We start from the raw sequence: 17,875 nt of genomic DNA on the forward strand, positions 1-17,875 counted from the left end.
CGCTCCCCTATCGCTGTAAGCGATGAAGGCGACGAGGAGCCTCGCGCACCGCAGTCCTCAAACCCGCAATCCGGCGACCGCGATGCGCAGGCTGTCCGACAGCTGCAGCAGGTCGCTGATCGCGGTTGCCGTTCGGCGCGCCGTGCTGTGATTTTCGTCGGCCATCACCGCCATGGTCTCGATGCTGGACGCGATGTCGTGGCTGGCGTCGGTCTGTGCCCGGGTGACGGAAACGATATCGCTGACGAGCATCGCCGAGCGCGTGACTTCGTCGTGGATCGCGTCGAGCGCGCTCAGCACCTTCGCGAATAGCACCGAACTCTCGCCGACCCGCGCGCTGCCCTGCCGGATGCCGGCGACAACGTCCTGGATTCCGTTGCGCATCTCGCGGATCGTCGCGGCGATCTCGCGTGTCGAGCTGCCGGTGCGGTCCGCGAGCTTGCGCACTTCGTCGGCGACTACCGCGAACCCGCGCCCGACCTCGCCGGCCCGCGCGGCCTCGATCGCCGCGTTCAGCGCGAGCAGGTTTGTCTGTCCGGCGATCTCCGCGATCACATGGACCACTCGATCGATCGTGCGCGAACGCTCCTCGAGCGCCAGCACCGCGGCGACGGCGGCGGCGATGTCGTCGACGATGCACTGCATGCTGGCAGCGGCCTGATCGGCGACGGCCCGGCCGTCGGCAGAAAGTTCTGCCGCGTGCCGGGCAATCCGGCTCGTGTCTTCGGCGTGCATGGCGACTTGCTGCACGCTGACTGCGAGCGCCTGGACCGAACTCGACGAGTGCGCGGCCGATTCGCTCTGGCGAGCTGACGCCACAGTCACCTGCGCGACCTGGTCGGTGAGATCGCTCGCAGCCGACCGGGTATTGCCGGCCGCCCCGGCGACCTTGGTGATCAGCGCCGAAAAACTCTCTGCCATCGCATTGAATCCGTTGCCGACGTGACCAATCTCGTCGTGCGTGCGTACCACGACGCGGGCCCGCAGGTCGCCCGCTGCCATCGCCCGAGCGGCCTCTTCAAGTTCGCGGATCGAACGCAGGATCGACGTATAGGCGCCGGCGAACAGATAGCCGATCAATGCGACGGCGATCGCGAATGCGAGCAGTGCGGACTGGAACGTGCTGCGGGTTTCCTGCTCGCGGGCGGCCATCAACTGGTCGATCGCGGGTATCAAGCGCGCGGCGAAGGCCATTCCCGCTTCGAGTGCTGCGCTGCCCTTGGCGTGGTAGGAAGCGGGGGCAATGTCGAAATCACTAGTGTTGATCAGCTTCGTCGTCAGGTATTCCTGGACCCCCAGCGTGGCGCTGTTCAGCACGGCGAACGGCTGGGCGAGTGCGCCCTTGAGTTCCGGGCGGATGACTCCAGTTTTCTCCACGCTGCGGTCCATCCACGTGAGCAGGGTGTCGAAACTGCCGCGAACGATGCTCATTGCCTCGCGCTGCGACATGCTGATCCGCCCGCGGGCGATGATGCCGACGCCGGCGTCGCGTGCCTGTCCGAGGTTCTGGATCAGCGGCACCAACTGCGTGTTGAGAAGATCGGTCAGGACCTGAACTCCCACGTCGTCGTTGAGGCTCAATCCGCTCCGATCGACGAAGGTCTCGCGCAGCCGCAACAGATCGCCGAGGAGCGCCTCATGGGCATTCCGGCTCGCGTCGGCATCCGTGGGCGGTGTCGCGGCGAGCGCCTGCCATTGCCGGGCGATCCGCGCCCCTTGGTCGCCAGCCAGCGGATGCTCGAGCACCGGCGGTGCGCCACGCTCGAACTCGATCCTCGTCGCCGCCATGCGCGAGCCCATCGACGCCTCGCCGTGAACCGTCGCCAGCGATGCCGCGTAGTGATCCTGGACGCTGCGCACGAGGCCGAGTAGCGGCAACTGCAGCGCAAGCCCCTCGCGCTGCCGGTCGATGCGAGCGATCGAATGCCTTGCCTCCAGCACCAAAAGCGCCGTCGCTGCGCTCAGCAGAATGGCGAAGAGCAGAAAGGTGCCGAACAGTTTCCAGCGGAAATTGAATCGGGCGGAAAGCCAGATCGCAGGGTGCAGGAGGTGCGTCATCGTGCGGTCTCTAGGAGCGAGGTGAAGCGAACCGACGCCGGACTGATGGGGCAGCGGGTCCGCCGAGGACAGCGGGGCGAGCAGGGACGAATCCGGCACGTGATCGCTGATGGCTCTGTGAGGCCCACCGCTCTTTGCCCGATTTGTGACTGCAGCTCGCCGTGGACGCGCCGCCGCGGGCTGGTCGGTATGGGGTATCAGGCACGGAATGATCGACTGGTTCGGCGCTGATTCAGTCTCTCGCCCACGGGGCACGCTCCTGCTTCTCCGCCAGGCGAAAGCGCCTCAGGATGTTCTGGTAGGTACGGTGGCTCGCATGCGGGTCGTAGCAGTGGAAGACTTCCTCCTGCCGGGCGCGCGCTTTGGGCGAAAGGGCATCGAGCAGGACCTGTCGTTCATGCTCGATGCATTGACGCATCCGATCGGTGACGAACGCGAAGGGAATGGGCTGGTACAGGCCATCGTCGCGCGTCACATGGAAGCGCGGGGCGGGGGGCGCAAGTTTTGCGGGGACGTGATGGAGCATGGCGGTCGGGCAGGAAGTCTCGGTGTCGTCACCCTAGGCGAGAAATGTGACCTCCATATTTAACCCGGCAACCGAATACCGTTCGGGCCGAGCTCGGCGAAGCCCTGGCGTGCCCTTCGACAAGCTCAGGGCGAACGGTTGTACAGGCTCAAGGCGAACGGCTGCACGAGCTGGGGGCGAACGGCTGTACGAGCTCGGGGCGAGCGGGTGTACAAGCTGACGGCGAGAGGTTGTATTCAACTGCCGCGGTTGATAATCAATGAAGCCCGGTGTCGCCCGTGCGCGCGCGATGGAAGCCGGGGCGCGATGACGTTGTGATGCGTCGCTATCCCGCCATGCCGGAATGGGTACGGTTACCCGTTTCGAGATCAGAAAGTTTGCGTTAGACTCGCGCCGGGTGCTCACGCAATCAAGCGTGGCAGGTTGATGCGATGGTCGGGCCGCCTCGCGGCTTTTCTACGGCCCATGAACGCACCCACCCTCATTCAGTTCGTCGCCACCGCGTTGTTCGCAGTGGCAATCCTGCACACCTTCTCGACCCGAATCTTCGAGCACCTCGCTCACACCCGGCCCACCCATGCGGGTATCTGGCATTTGTTGGGCGAGATCGAAGTGGTGTTCGGCTTCTGGGCGCTGATCCTGGTTTTGAGCATGTTCGCGATCGAAGGCTCGTCGATCGCCATCGGCTACATCGACTCGCGCAACTTCACCGAACCGTTGTTCGTGTTCGCCATCATGGTGATTGCAGCGACGCGGCCGATCCTGCAGACGGCGATGAGCGCGACGAGCCTGATCGCACGTGCGCTGCCGTTGCCAGGCAGCCTCGGTTATTACCTGACCGTGATGGCGGTGGTGCCGCTGCTCGGCTCGTTCATCACCGAGCCGGCTGCGATGACCCTGGCCGCCCTGATCCTGGCCAAGGGCTTTTTTTCGCGGGCCATCTCGTCGCGGCTGAAATACGCCACGCTGGGCGTGCTGTTCGTGAATGTCTCGATCGGGGGCACGCTGACCCCTTTCGCTGCGCCGCCGGTGCTGATGGTTGCGGGCAAATGGGGCTGGGATATCAGTTTCATGCTGGCGACGTTCGGCTGGAAAGCTGCGATCGCCGTCGTGGTCAATGCCGTCGGCGTCGCCCTGCTGTTTCGCAAGGAGCTGGCCAACCTACCGCTGGTGGACGGCAGCAAGAGCACGGTTCCGGTGCCGCCCGCGCTGGTCGTCGTTCATCTGGGTTTCCTGGCCGGGGTCGTGGTATTCGCCCACCATCCGGCGATCTTCATGGGCCTGTTCCTGTTCTTTCTCGGCGTGGCCAGCGCGTACCAGCAGCATCAGAATCCGCTGATCCTGCGCGAAGGACTGCTGGTGGCGTTCTTCCTGGCCGGCCTGGTGGTGTTGGGCGGGCAGCAGCAGTGGTGGTTGCAGCCGGTGCTGATGAGCATGAGCAGCGAGGCGGTATTCTTCGGCGCAACCGCGCTGACGGCCTTCACGGACAACGCGGCGCTGACGTACCTCGGTTCCCTGGTCGAAGGTTTGTCCGATGAGTTCAAGTACGCCCTGGTCGCCGGTGCAGTATCGGGGGGCGGACTGACCGTCATCGCCAATGCGCCCAATCCGGCAGGCGTCGCGATTCTCAAGGGATACCTCGACGACCAAGCCGTCAACCCGCTCAGTCTGCTGGTGGCCGCCTTGCCGCCGACTTTCATTGCGATGCTGAGTTTTGCCGTTCTCTAGGAGCGCTTGATGTCCCGGCCCGCATGGCATGCGATGACCGGCGTCGAGGTGGCCGGGCATTTGAAAGTCGACGCTGCGCGGGGGCTCGACGAAGCGGAAGCGGCTCAACGACTGGAAGTTTATGGTCCCAACCGGCCCAGTGCCGCTCCGGGACGAAGCGCCTTCACGCGATTCGTCGCTCAACTCGTTCAACCGCTGGTCCTGGTCTTGATCGTCGCGGGGGTCGTGACCACGCTGCTCGGCGAGTGGGTCGAATCGGGCGTGATCCTTGGGGTGGTGCTGATCAATGCAACCGCCGGCTTCATGCAGGAAGGCAAGGCCGAAGCGGCACTGCTGGCGCTTGCCAGAGCGATCGCCTCGGAGGCGACCGTCGTGCGGGACGGCATGCGACGACGGCTCGATGCGGCGCAGCTCGTGCCCGGCGACGTGGTCATCCTGTCCGCCGGCGACAAGGTGCCCGCCGATATGCGCCTGCTCGGCGGCAAGGAGTTGCGCGTCGCCGAGGCAGCGCTCACCGGCGAATCGACTCCGGTAGACAAGCACGTCGCCGCGCTTGCGCCCGATACCGTGCTGGCCGATCGTGCCGCAATGGCCTACTGCGGCACCCTGGTCGTGGGCGGGCAGGGAACGGGCATCGTGGTCGCTACCGGCGACAGTACCGAGACCGGGCGCATTTCCCGTCTCATTGCGCAGACGGCCGACTTGACGACGCCGCTGATGCGCAAGATGAACGCATTCGCTCAGCGCCTCCTGATCGCGATTCTGGCCCTCGCGACTCTCACCTTCGTCATCGGCATGCTGCGCGGGGAGTCCTTCTTCAGCATGTTCATGGCGGCCGTGGCCTTGTCGGTCGGCGCTATCCCCGAAGGACTGCCCGCGGCCCTGACCATCACGCTGGCAATCGGCGTGGCGCGCATGGCGAAGCGGCGCGCCATCATCCGGAAGTTGCCCGCCGTGGAGACCTTGGGCAGCACGACTGTCATCTGCTCCGACAAGACCGGGACATTGACCGAGAACGCGATGACGGTCCGCGAGGTCTGGGCGGGTGGTGAAACGTTCGTCGTGACCGGAAGCGGTTACAGCCCGACCGGCAGCATCGAGAAAAACGCCGCGCCGATCGATGACGCAACGGCCCTGAAAGAAACGCTCCTCGCGGGCGTGCTGTGCAACGATGCGCGCCTTGTGCATGAAGACCGCCAATGGCGCATTGTCGGCGATCCTACCGAAGGGGCCTTGCTGGTGCTGGCGCGCAAGGCAGGCATCGACGAAGTCACGCTGACTTCGATCTTCCCCCGACTGGACGAATTGCCCTTCGACTCGAGCCGGCAATACATGGCGACCCTGCATGAAATCGAGGGGACGCAGATCCTTTACCTGAAAGGAGCGGTGGAAAAACTGCTGCCCGCGTGCTCGAGCATGCTGGATCGCCACTCGCGCGAGATGCCGGTCGACGTCGCGGGGATTGTGGCAGCTTCGGTTCGCATGGCGGAAGCCGGTTTGCGCGTCCTCGCGATGGCCCGTGCGGCAGTCGCTGCAGGTCAGTCGCTGGATCAAGGGCGAACCGAGGGGACCCTGGTATTTCTCGGCATCGTCGGCATGATCGATCCGCCACGCGCCCGAGCGATCGCCGCCGTACGAACCTGCCACTCGGCAGGCATTCGGGTAAAAATGATCATCGGCGACCATCCCGGGACGGCAATGGCGATCGCTCGCCAGTTGAAGATCATCGACGACGGGGCGAAAGCGCTCGGCGGGCGAGAACTGGCCGAACTCGACGACGGTGCGCTGCGCACGGCAGCGGCGGAAGTCGACGTGTTCGCGCGTGTCGAGCCCGAACAGAAATTGCGCCTCGTCCGCGCCCTGCAGGCGAATGGCGAAGTGGTGGCAATGACCGGCGACGGCGTCAACGACGCTCCGGCGCTGAAGCAGGCCGATATCGGCATCGCGATGGGCTTGGGGGGCACGGACGTCGCAAAGGAGGCGGCAGCGATGGTGCTGACCGACGACAACTTCGCCACCATCGAGGCCGCGGTCGAGGAAGGTCGCGGCATCTACGACAACGTGGTGAAGTTCATCACCTGGACCATTCCCACCAACGCCGGTGAGGGAATGGTCATCCTGGTCGCGATCCTGGCGGGAAGTCCGTTGCCGATCACGCCACTGCAGATCCTGTGGATCAACATGACGACCGCGATCCTGCTGGGACTTACGCTCGCATTCGAGCCGGCCGAAGCCCACATCATGCGTCGTCCTCCGCGTCCACCTGCAGCGCCGATTCTTGACCGCAAGCTGCTTTGGCGCATTCTGCTCGTGAGTCTGATGATGCTGGGCGCGAGCTTCGGTCTGTTCGAGTTCGCCTTGTCGAACGGCCAGTCGCCCGAAGTGGCCCGCACGATCGCTGTCAATGTGTTCGTGATGATCGAGATTACCTATCTCTTCAACTGTCGGTCGTTGAAGCTGAACGCCTGGCAGGGAAGCGGGTGGGAAAATCCGTGGCCGTGGGTCGGCAGCTTCCTGATGATCGCGCTACAGCTGGCCTTCACCTACATGCCGGTGTTCAATGAGCTGTTTCAGACCGCACCGATCGATGTGCAGGACTGGGGCCTGATCGCACTGATCGCTTCTTGCAGTTTCGTCGTCGTCGAAATGGACAAGCGCTGGGAGAGCCGTTGGTAACGGGCGTCATTCTCGGGCGCTGCCTCATCGGTGAGAAACGGGACGCACGCCGAGAACGAGGGAAGCTTGCCTGATCGTTGACCTGGCACGCGTCGTTCATGCAGTGGTCGGGCACTTCAGGCCTATCTGCGCGACCGTGCCCCCGTCCATCGTCCGCACCGTCAACACGAATGCCCCGATCCTGATCCGATCGCCCACGACTGCGGGACGCCCCAGGCGTTTGACCACCAGGGCGCGAAGCTCCAGTGCTTCCTCGGCCGGTTCCAGGACGAATCCATACGCTGAAGCCAATTCACCTGCGGGGCAGGACGGATCCACGACGAACTCGCCGAAGAAGCGCGAATGCGCGGTGAGTTCGCCCGCAGCCCCTGCTGGCGCGAAAGCGGCCGCCAGCGGCTCCGCGAGCGCGTCCGGGGCGATCAGCCAAACGGAGTCCGCAGCCGCGAGCCGGGTGCGCTCGTCGAGCCGGACCTGTTTGCCGCCGCGCAGCACCGTCGCGCATCGTACCTCCGGATAGCCTTCGCGGACGATCAACTCGTCAGGATGGAGACCCTCGGCCCGCGAGTCGGCCCCGACCCTGTATTCCATTAGGTCGAGAGTCTGATCCTCGCCGACCAAGACCTCCAGCCGATCCACCGGCTCGTCTCGCGGAGGCACCACCACTCCGAGGGCACGGGCCGCGTGCGGGACCGTCGCACCTTGCACGACGAGCGACACGAGCACCACGGCGAAAGTGACGTCGAAGAGCAGGCTCGAGTCCGGCACGCCCATCATCACCGGGATGATGGCGAGCACGATCGGTACTGCGCCGCGCAGGCCCACCCACGAAATGTAGGCGACTTCGCGCGCCGCAAAGCGAAAGGGCAGCAGGCCCGTCACGACGGCGAACGGGCGTGCGACCAGCATCAGGAAGCAGGCCATCGCCAGCGATTCCCCCGCATGGTCGAGAAGGTGCGAAGGTGTGACCAGCAAACCAAGCACCAGAAACATGCCCGCCTGGGCGAGCCACGCCAGACCATCCATGACCCGGAAAACGTGCTCGGTCGCGTGGCAACGGCGGTTTCCGACCACCAGGCCCGTCAGATAGATCGCCAGAAAGCCGCTGCCGTCGATGGAGTTGGTCGCGGCAAAGATGATCAGCCCGCCCGAGGCGATGAGAATGGCGTAGAGCCCTTCAGCCAGTCTCAGGCGCAAGAGCAGGCGGGCCAGCAGGAAACCGCCCGCCAGGCCTGCGAGCGCCCCGAGGCCGAGTTGGGTCACGAGCAGCACGATGAAGCGGCCCGCGTCGAGGCCGTCGGGGCTCATCAGCACCTCCACCAGGACGGTCACGAGCAGGATGGCCATCGGATCGTTGGAGCCCGACTCGATCTCCAGCGTGGCCTTGACGCGGTCGTTGAGCCGTACCCCGCTGTTGCGCAGGAGCGAAAACACCGCGGCCGCGTCGGTCGAGCCGACGATGGCGGCCAGCAGGAGCCCGAGGCGCCAGTCCACGTCCAGCAGCCACGTGGCGAAGATCCCGAGCAGCGCCGATGTAGCAATCACTCCCCAGCTCGCGAGCACTGCCGCCGGTCGCAGGGCGACCCGGAAAGTGTCGATGCGCGTGCGCAGACCGCCATCGAGCAGGATCACGGCGAGCGCGAGCTGCCCCACGAGCATGGCGGTGGAGAAGTCGTTGAAGACGATCCCGCCGGGCCCATCTTCGCCGGCCAGCATGCCCACGACCAGGAAGAACAGCAGCAGCGGCAAGCCCAGCCGCGCTGACAGCGTGCTGCTCAGCACACTGACGAAGAGCAGGGCGCCGGCAAGGAGAAGGAGTCCGTTTATATAGGCCATTCTGCAAAATCAAAGGATCGCGGCTGCGAGGAGGCACCGACGTCGGGATGGCCTTCGAGCCCTTTATCGCATCTCCAGCGCTTGGCTCGGCCGCTCTGATGGTTCCGATCGAGCTATACCTCAGCCCGGTGCCAGAGAATGCCCTATCTGCGCAGCAACCGCTCACCCCACTCGGCCCACACGCGACCGCTGTTTCCCCGTTCCGTCGTGGATGCGACGAAAGCTGACGCGCTCGGGAGGGTTCGATAGTTCGTTGTTATACTCGCGACCACAAAACCGGCTGATCGATAATCGTAAATGAGAGATCCCTACGAAGTCCTTGATGTTTCGCCTGTTGCCTCGCTTGATGAGATCAAATCGGCTTACCGGAAAGCTGCCCGTCTGTATCATCCCGACAAAAACCCCTCGGCCGACGCGGCGGCGCGTTTCCGCGAAGTGCAGACGGCTTACGAGTTGCTGGGGGACGAGGCGAGGCGCCGCGAATACGATGCGCTGCGACGGCGCAACCTGATCGACGACCCCCTGCAGGAAGCGGCCTCGCTGTGGAACGCCTATATCGAGAAAGTGATTACATGACATCGTTTTATTTCGAGGATCTTTCCGAGCGCTACAACAGCGAGCTGGATGATCTTCGCACCGATTCGGAAAACCGGAACGTGCTCGCCAGGCGCCTGCAGGAAAAGCGCCAGTGCCTGAAGGATCTGTTGCCGATGATCGAGGAGGCGCCGGAAATGGTCGCGCCGGCGCTGCACGGGGCCTACAGGTTCAACGACCGCAGGATTCTTGACCGCGCCGCCAACGGCACTCCGGGACTCGGGCGCTTTCCGCGCTGGGCGGAAGTGGAAAAGACGCTGGACATTGAACCCTGGGCGCGTCCGCTCATCGAAATGTGCCTGCGCAGCGTCGACGGCGAAGCGTTCCTCACCACGACCGCGGTGCTCGAGTGGATGCTGACCGAAGACATCCGCAAGCCCGACTCGACTTTTCACGTCGACGAAGAAGATGAAGACGATACGGAAGACCTTGGCGAGGCCGGCGAAAGCTGGATGACCGAACAAGGCTTCGATACCCCTGACCGTTGAGCCCTGAACCATGACCCACCCCGTTGTCCTCGAGACTCAAGCCCTGATCCTCGCCGGCGAAATCGCCGAGGCGGAATCCCAACTGGTCGCCATCGCTGAAGCGGGCGGCGACCAGGCGCTGGTGAGCGTCCTCGACGAGATGCAACCGAAGGATCTGCTCGCGATCATGCGCGAGTTCGATTCCAGCAAGGAATCGGTGATCAACCTCGTCGTCAGTGCGGAGCAGTTTGTCGATGCGATCCTGCTCGAACGCAAATATGGCGAACCGATCGAAAAATACGTGCCGCGCCTGCGCAACACGATGAACGCGGTGATGCACCGCACGCCCGCGTCGTGCGCCGAAATCCTCGAATGCCTCACCGAGCGCGATGAAGGCATTCGCCTGCTCGCGGACTACTTCACCGACTACCACGATCTGCTGCAGAACTTCGCTTTCCATGGCCGTTTCGAAGAAGACTTCGATCTCGAGAAGGCGATGGCGCCGAAACGCACGCACACGTTCGACGCCGAGCAGTTCGATGACATGGAGCAGGGGCTTGAAGCCGGCGACTCGATGGAACTCGCGCGTCCGGCGATGTCGCGCTCCGAAGTCGCCGACGGCGACTGGATGGAAACGGCGTGGATTCTTCGCCACGAGTTCCAGGACAGCTTCGAATTGCTGATCATCGAAATCCAGGATCGCAGCCGTCGCGAGCTCGAAGCCGCCCATGTGCCGTCGCCGCTGCCGGCCGGGGAGCCGGGTGTGCCGAAGATTCCGGAAGACGAAGAAGAGTCCGCCATTTGACAGGGAAGCGCGAAGCCGTCGCGCTTCGCGCCAGACACGATGTCCAGCAATACCGATCTCGCAACCGTCGATACCCGCCCGTATTTCGAGCAGGTGCTCCGTTACGGCTTGAGCCAGCGCCTCATCGACAGTGAGCGCCTCACCGCCATTCGCCGTGAAGGCGCGAAGGGAATCGTCCAGCTGGCGGGCTTTTTCGGCACGGCCAACCTTCGCCCCGAACTCGAGGCGGCGCGTACTCGCCTGGTGACGCTCGTCAGCCTGACGCTCGAGTCGGCATCGGGCGGAAAACTCGGGCCGGCTGCCGAGCTGCTGCGCCAGAAAAGCCTGCTCTCGCTGTCGAAGGCCGGCGCCGACGCGCTGCGCGTCCTGCTGCGCCTGCCGGAAGACCTGATCCTCGAGCCCGCGCACGCACTCCCGCAGGTCGAAAAGCAGATGCTGTCCCTATGGACGCTCGACGAGCCGATGACGCATGCCCGTTACCAGGAGGAACGGAACCGCCGCGAGAGCATCCTGGCCCAGCATGAGCTGAGCTATTGGCTGGCCGGAAAGCTCGGTGTCGCGCGCAAGGAACTCCAGATGAACGAGTCCTGCGAAGCGGTCATCAACAGCGCCTTGCTGGTGCTGTTCGTCGACAGGAAGCCCAAAAAGCTGTTTTCCGCCGGCCAGTTCATCGAACTCCATGCCGTGGCGTGCCGGAAAAAGAAGCAGGACTTCCCGGCTCTGGACGAATGGAGCAAGGAAGCGCCGTCGGCAATCGAGGGCGCGCTACGTGAAGCGCAGGAAAACTTCCTCGCCAACATCCTGCCGACACTCAGGAGGCACGCCGCTGCGGATTTCATTCCGAGGGAGGACGTCGGCGCGCTGGCAGGGGTGTTCTTCTTCAACAACAGTGGTCTCGACGAGCTGACTCACCACGACCAGGAGACGGAAGACGCGTGGCGGAAGATCACCGGCGGCAAGGGGGAGCACCCGGACGTGATGTGCACCGTCCTGCTGATGGTCGCAACCGGCCTCGAACCCCGCCCCGCGCTGCGCAAGAAAGATGCGGTCAGCATCCGTGAAAACTTTCGCAGCCGGGGCTTCGACGAAGCGGCCGTCGCCGAATTCATCCAGCGCGTGGTCCCGTTCCAGTACCAGTCCGACGTCCGGCACCTGTGGGCCGAAGACCTCGGCCCGGAAGCCCGCGTCGAGCTGAACGACGAGGATGAGGATCACGTCCTGGCGTACCTGCACGACACCTGCAGGGCGACTTACAGGCTGTCCTAGCCGGAATCGCTCGAGCCGGGCGCGGCTCGTTTCGGATCGATGCTGCGCCGAGACCCCGCCTGCGGCACCTCCCCCGGTACGACGCGGGTCTGCTATCGTCCCGCTCATGTCCGTCATCATCAATGTCGCCGATCTTTCCAAGACCTATGCCAGCGGCTTCCGGGCGCTGCGCGGGGTCAACCTCGAGATCCGGCAGGGCGAGATCTTCGCGCTGCTGGGGCCGAACGGGGCCGGCAAGACGACGCTGATCAGCATCATCTGCGGCATCGTGCGGCCGAGCGAAGGCAAAGTCACCGTGGCCGGGCACGACATCATCCGCGATTACCGCGCGGCGCGTTCGCTGATCGGACTGGTGCCACAGGAGTTGACGACCGACGCGTTCGAGTCGGTGTGGACGACGGTGTCGCTGAGCCGCGGGCTGTTCGGTAAGGCGCCGAGTCCGGCCCACCTCGAGAAGGTGTTGCGGGAGCTGTCGCTATGGGACAAGAAGGACAACCGGATCATCACCCTTTCGGGCGGCATGAAGCGGCGCCTCCTGATCGCGAAGGCGCTGTCGCACGAGCCGCAGATCCTGTTCCTCGACGAGCCCACGGCCGGAGTCGATGTCGAACTGCGCCGCGAGATGTGGGCGCTCGTGCGACGCCTCAGAAGCAGCGGCGTGACGATCATCCTGACCACCCATTACATCGAGGAGGCCGAGGAAATGGCCGACCGGGTCGGCGTCATCAACAACGGTGAAATCATTGTCGTCGAGGACAAGGCCGAACTGATGCGCAAGCTCGGCAGAAAGCAGCTGACGCTGCAGCTGCGGCAACCGCTTGGGGAAATCCCGCCAGCGTTGCAGCGCCATCGGCTCGAACTCGCGAACGAGGGGAGTGAACTGATCTACACCTACGACTCGCGGGCGGCACAGGGCGAGCACGACGGCATCGTCGCGCTGCTCGACGATCTCACTGCCGCCGGCATCGGCTTCAAGGATCTGCACACCACGCAAAGCTCGCTCGAGGACATTTTCGTCGGCCTGCTGAGGAGCGGGCGGTGAACATCCACGCGATCCGCGCGATCTACCTGTTCGAAATGGCCCGCACGAAACGCACGCTGCTGCAGAGCATCGTCTCGCCGGTGATTTCCACGTCGCTCTATTTCGTCGTTTTCGGCGCCGCGATCGGCTCGCGCATTCCGCAGATCGACGGCATCGGCTACGGCAGCTTCATCGTGCCGGGGCTGGTCATGTTGTCGCTGCTGACGCAAAGCCTGTCCAACGCGTCCTTCGGCATCTACTTCCCGAAGTTCACCGGCACGATCTACGAACTGCTGTCGGCGCCCGTATCCTATGTCGAAATCATAATCAGCTACGTCGGCGCGGCCGCGACGAAGTCGATCCTCCTCGGCGCGATCATCCTCGCGACGGCCGGCCTGTTCGTGCCGCTGCATATCGAACACCCGTTCTGGATGATCCTGTTCCTGCTGCTGACCGCCGTGACCTTCAGCCTGCTCGGCTTCATCATCGGCATCTGGGCCGACAATTTCGAGAAGCTGCAGCTCGTGCCGCTGCTGATCGTCACTCCGCTGACCTTCCTCGGCGGCAGCTTCTACTCGCTCGACATGCTGCCGCCGTTCTGGCAGCAGGTCAGCCTTTTCAACCCCGTGGTGTACCTGATCAGCGGCTTTCGCTGGAGCTTTTACGGCATCGCGGATGTCGCGGTGGGCGTCAGCCTCGCCATGACGGTGCTGTTCCTCGTGGTCTGCGTCGCGGTCGTCGACTGGATCTTCAAGACCGGGTACCGCCTCAAGGCCTGAACAAAACCGGGAAATGTCTGCCGCATCATGCTTAGACCTCTCCTCCGGAGGTGACTAGTAGTCCGTTCCAGCAAACCAGTTACCGTTCGCGGTGAGCCTGTCGAACCGCAATTGCCTTGCCGCAACTGGCCTTCGACAAGCTCAGGCCGAACGGATTCATTGGAATGATTTTTCTGGAACCGACTACTAGCGCATGTAGGCTTCGGCGACGTAGCGGCGCATCATGCGGTGGCTGTTGAAGTACGCCGCGTTCTTGCTGATCGCGCCTTTCATCACCGCGATCCAGCCGCTGCGGCCGTTGCCGCCGCCGCCGTACAGCGGCAGCACGACGTTCTCGAGCTTGTCGTACAGCGACTGGGCGTCGTCGTCGCTTGTCGCGCAGCTGCCGACTGCCCAGCCGGTCACGCCCTCGATGCAGCCTTCGATCCACCAGCCGTCGAGCACACTCAGGCTCGGCACGCCGTTGAACGCCGCTTTCATGCCGCTCGTGCCCGACGCTTCGAGCGGGCACAGCGGGGTGTTGAGCCAGACGTCGACGCCGGACACGAGCGTCAGCGCGGTGTCCAGGTCGTAGTTCGGCAGGAATGCGATCGGGATGGCGTCGTGCAGCTCGCGCATGTGCGCGTGCAGCGTTTCGATGAGGCGTTTGCCATCGTCGTCGCGGGGGTGCGCCTTGCCGGCGAGGACGATCTGGAACGGCTGCCGGCGCGCGATCGCTTTCAGCCGTTCGAGGTCGGAGAACAGCAGGTCCGGGCGTTTGTACGCGGTCATGCGCCGCGCGAATCCGAGGATCGGCCAGTGCGGCTGCAACGCGACGCCGCACGCCGTGCGCACGCGCTCGATCAACCGCGCTTTCGCCTGCTGGTGGGCCTCCTCGATCGCGGCGTCACTGATCCGGTCGGCGCGGGCGAGCAGTTCCGGCTCGCAGCACCACCCCGGAAGGTGGGCGTCGTAGAGCTTCGCGAAGCCGGCGCTTGTCCAGCTCGCCGGATGCACGCCGTTCGTGATCGACCGGACGTGATAACCCGGAAACATCAGCCGCGACACTTCGGCATGGCGCTTGGCGACGCCGTTGACGTATTCGCTGAGGTTCAGCGCGAGGTGGGTCATGTTCAGGCGCTCGGGTCCGGCGAGGGATCGGAGCGTCGCGAGGTCGATGAAATCCCCGAGCACGCGCTGCACGAGCTCGTACGAGAACTGGTCGTGCCCGGCCTCGACCGGCGTGTGCGTCGTGAAGTTGCACAGCGTCCGCACTCGCGGGATGTCGTAGCGCTGTTCGCCGGGGCGCAGGTTCTCAGCAGCGTACGCATGGCGGCGCAGCAGCTCCAGCGTCAACAACGCCGAATGCCCTTCGTTCATGTGGTACTGGCGCAGCCGGTAGCCGAGCGCGCGCAGCATTCGGGTGCCGCCGATCCCCAGCACGATCTCCTGCTTGAACCGGTAGCTTGCATCGCCGCCGTACAGGTAATGCGTCAGTTGGTCCGCGCCGAGGTTTTCGGGCAGGTCGGTGTCGAGCAGGATGACCGGCTGCCTTCCGCCCATGTGTCCTGCCAGCACGTAGAGCCAGCCGCCGACCCACACGTCGCGCCCCTCGATCGGCACCGTGACTTTTGCCTCGAGCGGCGTCGCGTGCTGCGTCGGGTCCCACGGATCGGCGAATTCGACCTGCCGGCCGAGCCCGTCGAACGCCTGGCGAAAGTAACCTTTGCGACTCACGAGGCTGACGGCGACGAGCGGCAGTTCGAGGTCGGCAGCGGCGCGGAGCGTATCGCCGGCAAGCACCCCGAGGCCGCCGCTGTACGTGGAGATGTCGTTGCGCAAGGCGATCTCCATCGAGAAGTACGCGATGCGCGACCGGTCGATGAAGGATTCGTGCATCGTGGTCTCCGTGTCGGCGGCAGGTGAAGGACCGGCTTGCCGAGGGACTATCCGGCGTGCACGCACCCCGCACCGGCAATAGCGATCGGCGTCATTCTAAGCCTGAGCGGCGCGGTGGCGGGGCAGGTCGACGCGGACATCGAGACCGCCGAACTGCGCATCGCCGAGCGTGATCGTGCCGCCATGCAGTTCGACGACGCGCTGCACGATCGACAGGCCGAGACCCGCACCAGTGCCGGTGTCGCCGCGCCGGAAACGCTCGAACAGTCTCGCTTTCATCGCGTCGGGCACGCCCGGGCCGCTGTCCTGCACGTGCAGCGTCAGGGTTTGCGGGGTTGCGTGCAGGGTCACGCGCAGGCAGCCGTGCTCCGGGGTGTACTGGATCGCGTTGCCGACGAGGTTCTGCAGCAGCACGGCGAAGCTCGTAGGGTCGGCCTCGCCGCGGTAATCGCCCGTCTCGTCGGCGACGAAAGTCAGTTCCTGCCCGCGTTCGAGCGCCAGCGGCATGATTTCCGCCAGTTCGTTGCGGATGAAGACGTGCAGGTCGAGCGTCTCGACGCCCAGCTCGATCGCGTTCGGCTCCAGGCGCGCCAGCGTCAGCAGTTGCGCGACGAGGCGGGTGGAGCGATCGACGCCGCGCACGAGCTGGCGCAAGGAGTCGGCGCGGTCGGCTGGATCGGGGGCGTCGAGCGCGTTCTGCGCGTGAACGCGCAGCACCGCCAGCGGCGTGCGCAGTTCGTGCGCTGCGTCGGCGAGGAAGCGTTTTTCCCGTTCGAGCAGCGCATTGAGCTGCTGCAGCAGCCGGTTCAGCGCGGCGACCATCGGCTCGAGTTCCTGCGGCAGCCGGTCGATGACGAGCGGGGCGAGATGGTCCGGGTTGCGCGCCTTGATCAGCGCCGCCATTCGCTTGAGCGGGCGCAGGCTCCAGCCGATCGCGATCCACATCAGGACGGCGAGCAGCGGCAGTCCGACCACGTCCGACAGCAGCGTGCGCCACGCGATCTTGCCGACCAGCTCGCCGCGCACATCCTCGCGTTCGCCAACGACGATCCATGACGCATCGCGCACATCCTGCAACACGAACACGCGCCATCGATGAGCGTCGATCGGCACGTTGTGATAGCCGACGAGCCGGCTCGCCGCGAGCTTGGGCGCAGCGACGGGCGGCGCGACTTGCAGCAGCCGGTCGGCGGCGAGCGTGGAGACGAGGCGGGCGAACAGATCGGCCGGTGCGCTCGCCGACTGCAGCACGATACGCGCGCTGTCGTCGAGCACCTGGAAGGCCAGCTTGCTTTCGTACGGATGGCCGGGCCGCTTCGCCTCTCGTGCGCTGGAAGCCTGGTTCAGCGTCTGCTGCAGGGATTCGCGTGCCGACGGCGTCATGTCGCGATCGACCATGCCTTCGAGCACCCGCGCGGTCTGGGCCAGCTGGGCATCGAACAGCTCCTCGATCTCGTGCTGCGCGTCGGAATAGCTTTTCCACGAGATCGTCCCCATCGAGATCGCGAGCAGCCCCAGCACGAGGACCAGCGTGCGGGTACGGATCGAACCCATCACGCCTTGTCGACGAGATAGCCGACGCCGCGCACGGTGCGGATCAGTTCCGGGAAGAACTTCTTCCTCAGGTGATGGATGTGCACCTCGAGCGCATTGCTTTCTGCTTCCTCGCCCCAGCCGTAGAGCACCTGCTGCAGCTTGTCGCGCGTCAGCACGCGGCCGGGTTGCGCGATCAGTTCGTGGAGCAGGATGAATTCCTTTCGCTGCAGGCTTACCGTCTGTCCGTTCCACGTCACCGACTGGGCGGCGGGGTCGAGCGTGATGCCGCGATACTCGAGCGCCGACTGCGGTCGATTGAAGCTGCGCCGCAGCAGCGCCCGCAGCCTGGCCTTGAGCTCGGCGACGTCGAAAGGCTTGACGAGATAGTCGTCGGCGCCGGCATCGAGCCCGGCGATGCGGTCGTTGATCGTGTCGCGCGCGGTCAGCACCAGCACCGGTGTCGGATTCTCCGCGGCCCGCAGCTGGCGCAGCACTTCGAGCCCGTCGAGCCGGGGCAGGCCGAGATCGAGCACTGCCAGCCCGAAACTCTCGTGGGTCAGCGCGTGCAGCGCACTGTTGCCGTCCCGCACCCAGTCGACCGTGTAGCCTTCGGGCTTGAGCGAAGTAAGGATTCCTTCGCCGAGGCTCGCATCGTCTTCGACCAGCAGAACCCGCATCGAACGTTTTTCCCTTCCTGTTCGTATCGTC

Annotated in this window: 14 protein-coding genes; 9 read left to right on the forward strand and 5 right to left on the reverse strand. The window is 64.8% G+C overall.

The genetic code is table 11. The features are described 5' to 3' along the window. Nucleotides 1–57 precede the first annotated feature (57 nt). Complete coding sequence (locus PA01_13225; protein ID KON79481.1) at nt 58–2,058, reverse strand: methyl-accepting chemotaxis protein; 2,001 nt, start codon at nt 2,056–2,058, stop codon at nt 58–60. Between the two features lie 208 nt (nt 2,059–2,266). Between PA01_13225 and PA01_13230 the strand changes: the two genes are divergently transcribed. The 3 genes from PA01_13230 (at nt 2,267) to PA01_13240 (ending at nt 6,988) form a co-directional block, all read left to right on the forward strand. Then, complete coding sequence (locus tag PA01_13230) at nt 2,267–2,647, forward strand: hypothetical protein (protein ID KON79482.1); 381 nt, start codon at nt 2,267–2,269, stop codon at nt 2,645–2,647. A gap of 402 nt (nt 2,648–3,049) precedes the next feature. Next, nucleotides 3,050–4,312 (forward strand): putative Na+/H+ antiporter, encoded by a 1,263-nt coding sequence (locus tag PA01_13235; protein ID KON79483.1) that lies wholly within the window; start codon nt 3,050–3,052, stop codon nt 4,310–4,312. 9 nt (nt 4,313–4,321) lie between these two features. Continuing rightward, nucleotides 4,322–6,988, forward strand: coding sequence for an HAD-IC family P-type ATPase (locus tag PA01_13240; protein KON79484.1), 2,667 nt, complete (start codon nt 4,322–4,324; stop codon nt 6,986–6,988). Nucleotides 6,989–7,084: 96 nt separating this feature from the next. Here the strand turns inward: PA01_13240 and PA01_13245 are convergent, their stop codons facing one another. Then, complete coding sequence (locus PA01_13245; GenBank protein ID KON79485.1) at nt 7,085–8,821, reverse strand: potassium/proton antiporter; 1,737 nt, start codon at nt 8,819–8,821, stop codon at nt 7,085–7,087. Nucleotides 8,822–9,118: 297 nt separating this feature from the next. On the opposite strand from PA01_13245, the gene PA01_13250 reads away from it, so the two are divergent. From PA01_13250 to PA01_13275, 6 genes are all read left to right on the forward strand, one after another. Next, on the forward strand, nt 9,119–9,397 hold the full coding sequence (locus PA01_13250) for a DnaJ domain-containing protein (protein KON79486.1): 279 nt from the start codon (nt 9,119–9,121) through the stop codon (nt 9,395–9,397). Further along, nucleotides 9,394–9,903: a hypothetical protein gene (locus PA01_13255; protein KON79487.1), complete on the forward strand. Its 510-nt coding sequence runs from the start codon at nt 9,394–9,396 to the stop codon at nt 9,901–9,903. The genes PA01_13250 and PA01_13255 overlap by 4 nt, the downstream gene beginning before the upstream one ends. A 10-nt stretch (nt 9,904–9,913) precedes the next feature. Then, complete coding sequence (locus PA01_13260) at nt 9,914–10,687, forward strand: hypothetical protein (protein KON79488.1); 774 nt, start codon at nt 9,914–9,916, stop codon at nt 10,685–10,687. Between the two features lie 39 nt (nt 10,688–10,726). Further along, a complete protein-coding gene (locus PA01_18995; GenBank protein ID KAI5912321.1) occupies nt 10,727–11,953 on the forward strand; it encodes a hypothetical protein in 1,227 nt (408 codons plus the stop codon). A gap of 106 nt (nt 11,954–12,059) precedes the next feature. Further along, nucleotides 12,060–12,995 (forward strand): ABC transporter ATP-binding protein, encoded by a 936-nt coding sequence (locus PA01_13270; GenBank protein ID KON79489.1) that lies wholly within the window; start codon nt 12,060–12,062, stop codon nt 12,993–12,995. Then, nucleotides 12,992–13,753, forward strand: a complete 762-nt coding sequence (locus PA01_13275; GenBank protein KON79490.1) for an ABC transporter permease — start codon at nt 12,992–12,994, stop codon at nt 13,751–13,753. Before PA01_13270 ends, PA01_13275 begins: the two co-directional genes overlap by 4 nt. 186 nt (nt 13,754–13,939) lie before the next feature. Here PA01_13275 and glgP read toward each other — a convergent pair whose 3' ends face one another. From glgP to PA01_13290, 3 genes are all read right to left on the reverse strand, one after another. Continuing rightward, nucleotides 13,940–15,631, reverse strand: coding sequence for an alpha-glucan family phosphorylase (gene glgP / locus PA01_13280; protein KON79491.1), 1,692 nt, complete (start codon nt 15,629–15,631; stop codon nt 13,940–13,942). A gap of 96 nt (nt 15,632–15,727) precedes the next feature. After that, a complete protein-coding gene (locus PA01_13285) occupies nt 15,728–17,185 on the reverse strand; it encodes an ATP-binding protein (GenBank protein KON79492.1) in 1,458 nt (485 codons plus the stop codon). Next, nucleotides 17,185–17,844 carry a response regulator transcription factor gene (locus PA01_13290; protein ID KON79493.1) on the reverse strand — a complete coding sequence of 220 codons (660 nt, stop codon included), beginning with the start codon at nt 17,842–17,844 and terminating at the stop codon, nt 17,185–17,187. Before PA01_13290 ends, PA01_13285 begins: the two co-directional genes overlap by 1 nt. Nucleotides 17,845–17,875: the final 31 nt, after the last annotated feature.

This window comes from Azoarcus sp. PA01 (assembly GCA_001274695.2).
Taxonomy (GTDB): domain Bacteria; phylum Pseudomonadota; class Gammaproteobacteria; order Burkholderiales; family Rhodocyclaceae; genus Aromatoleum.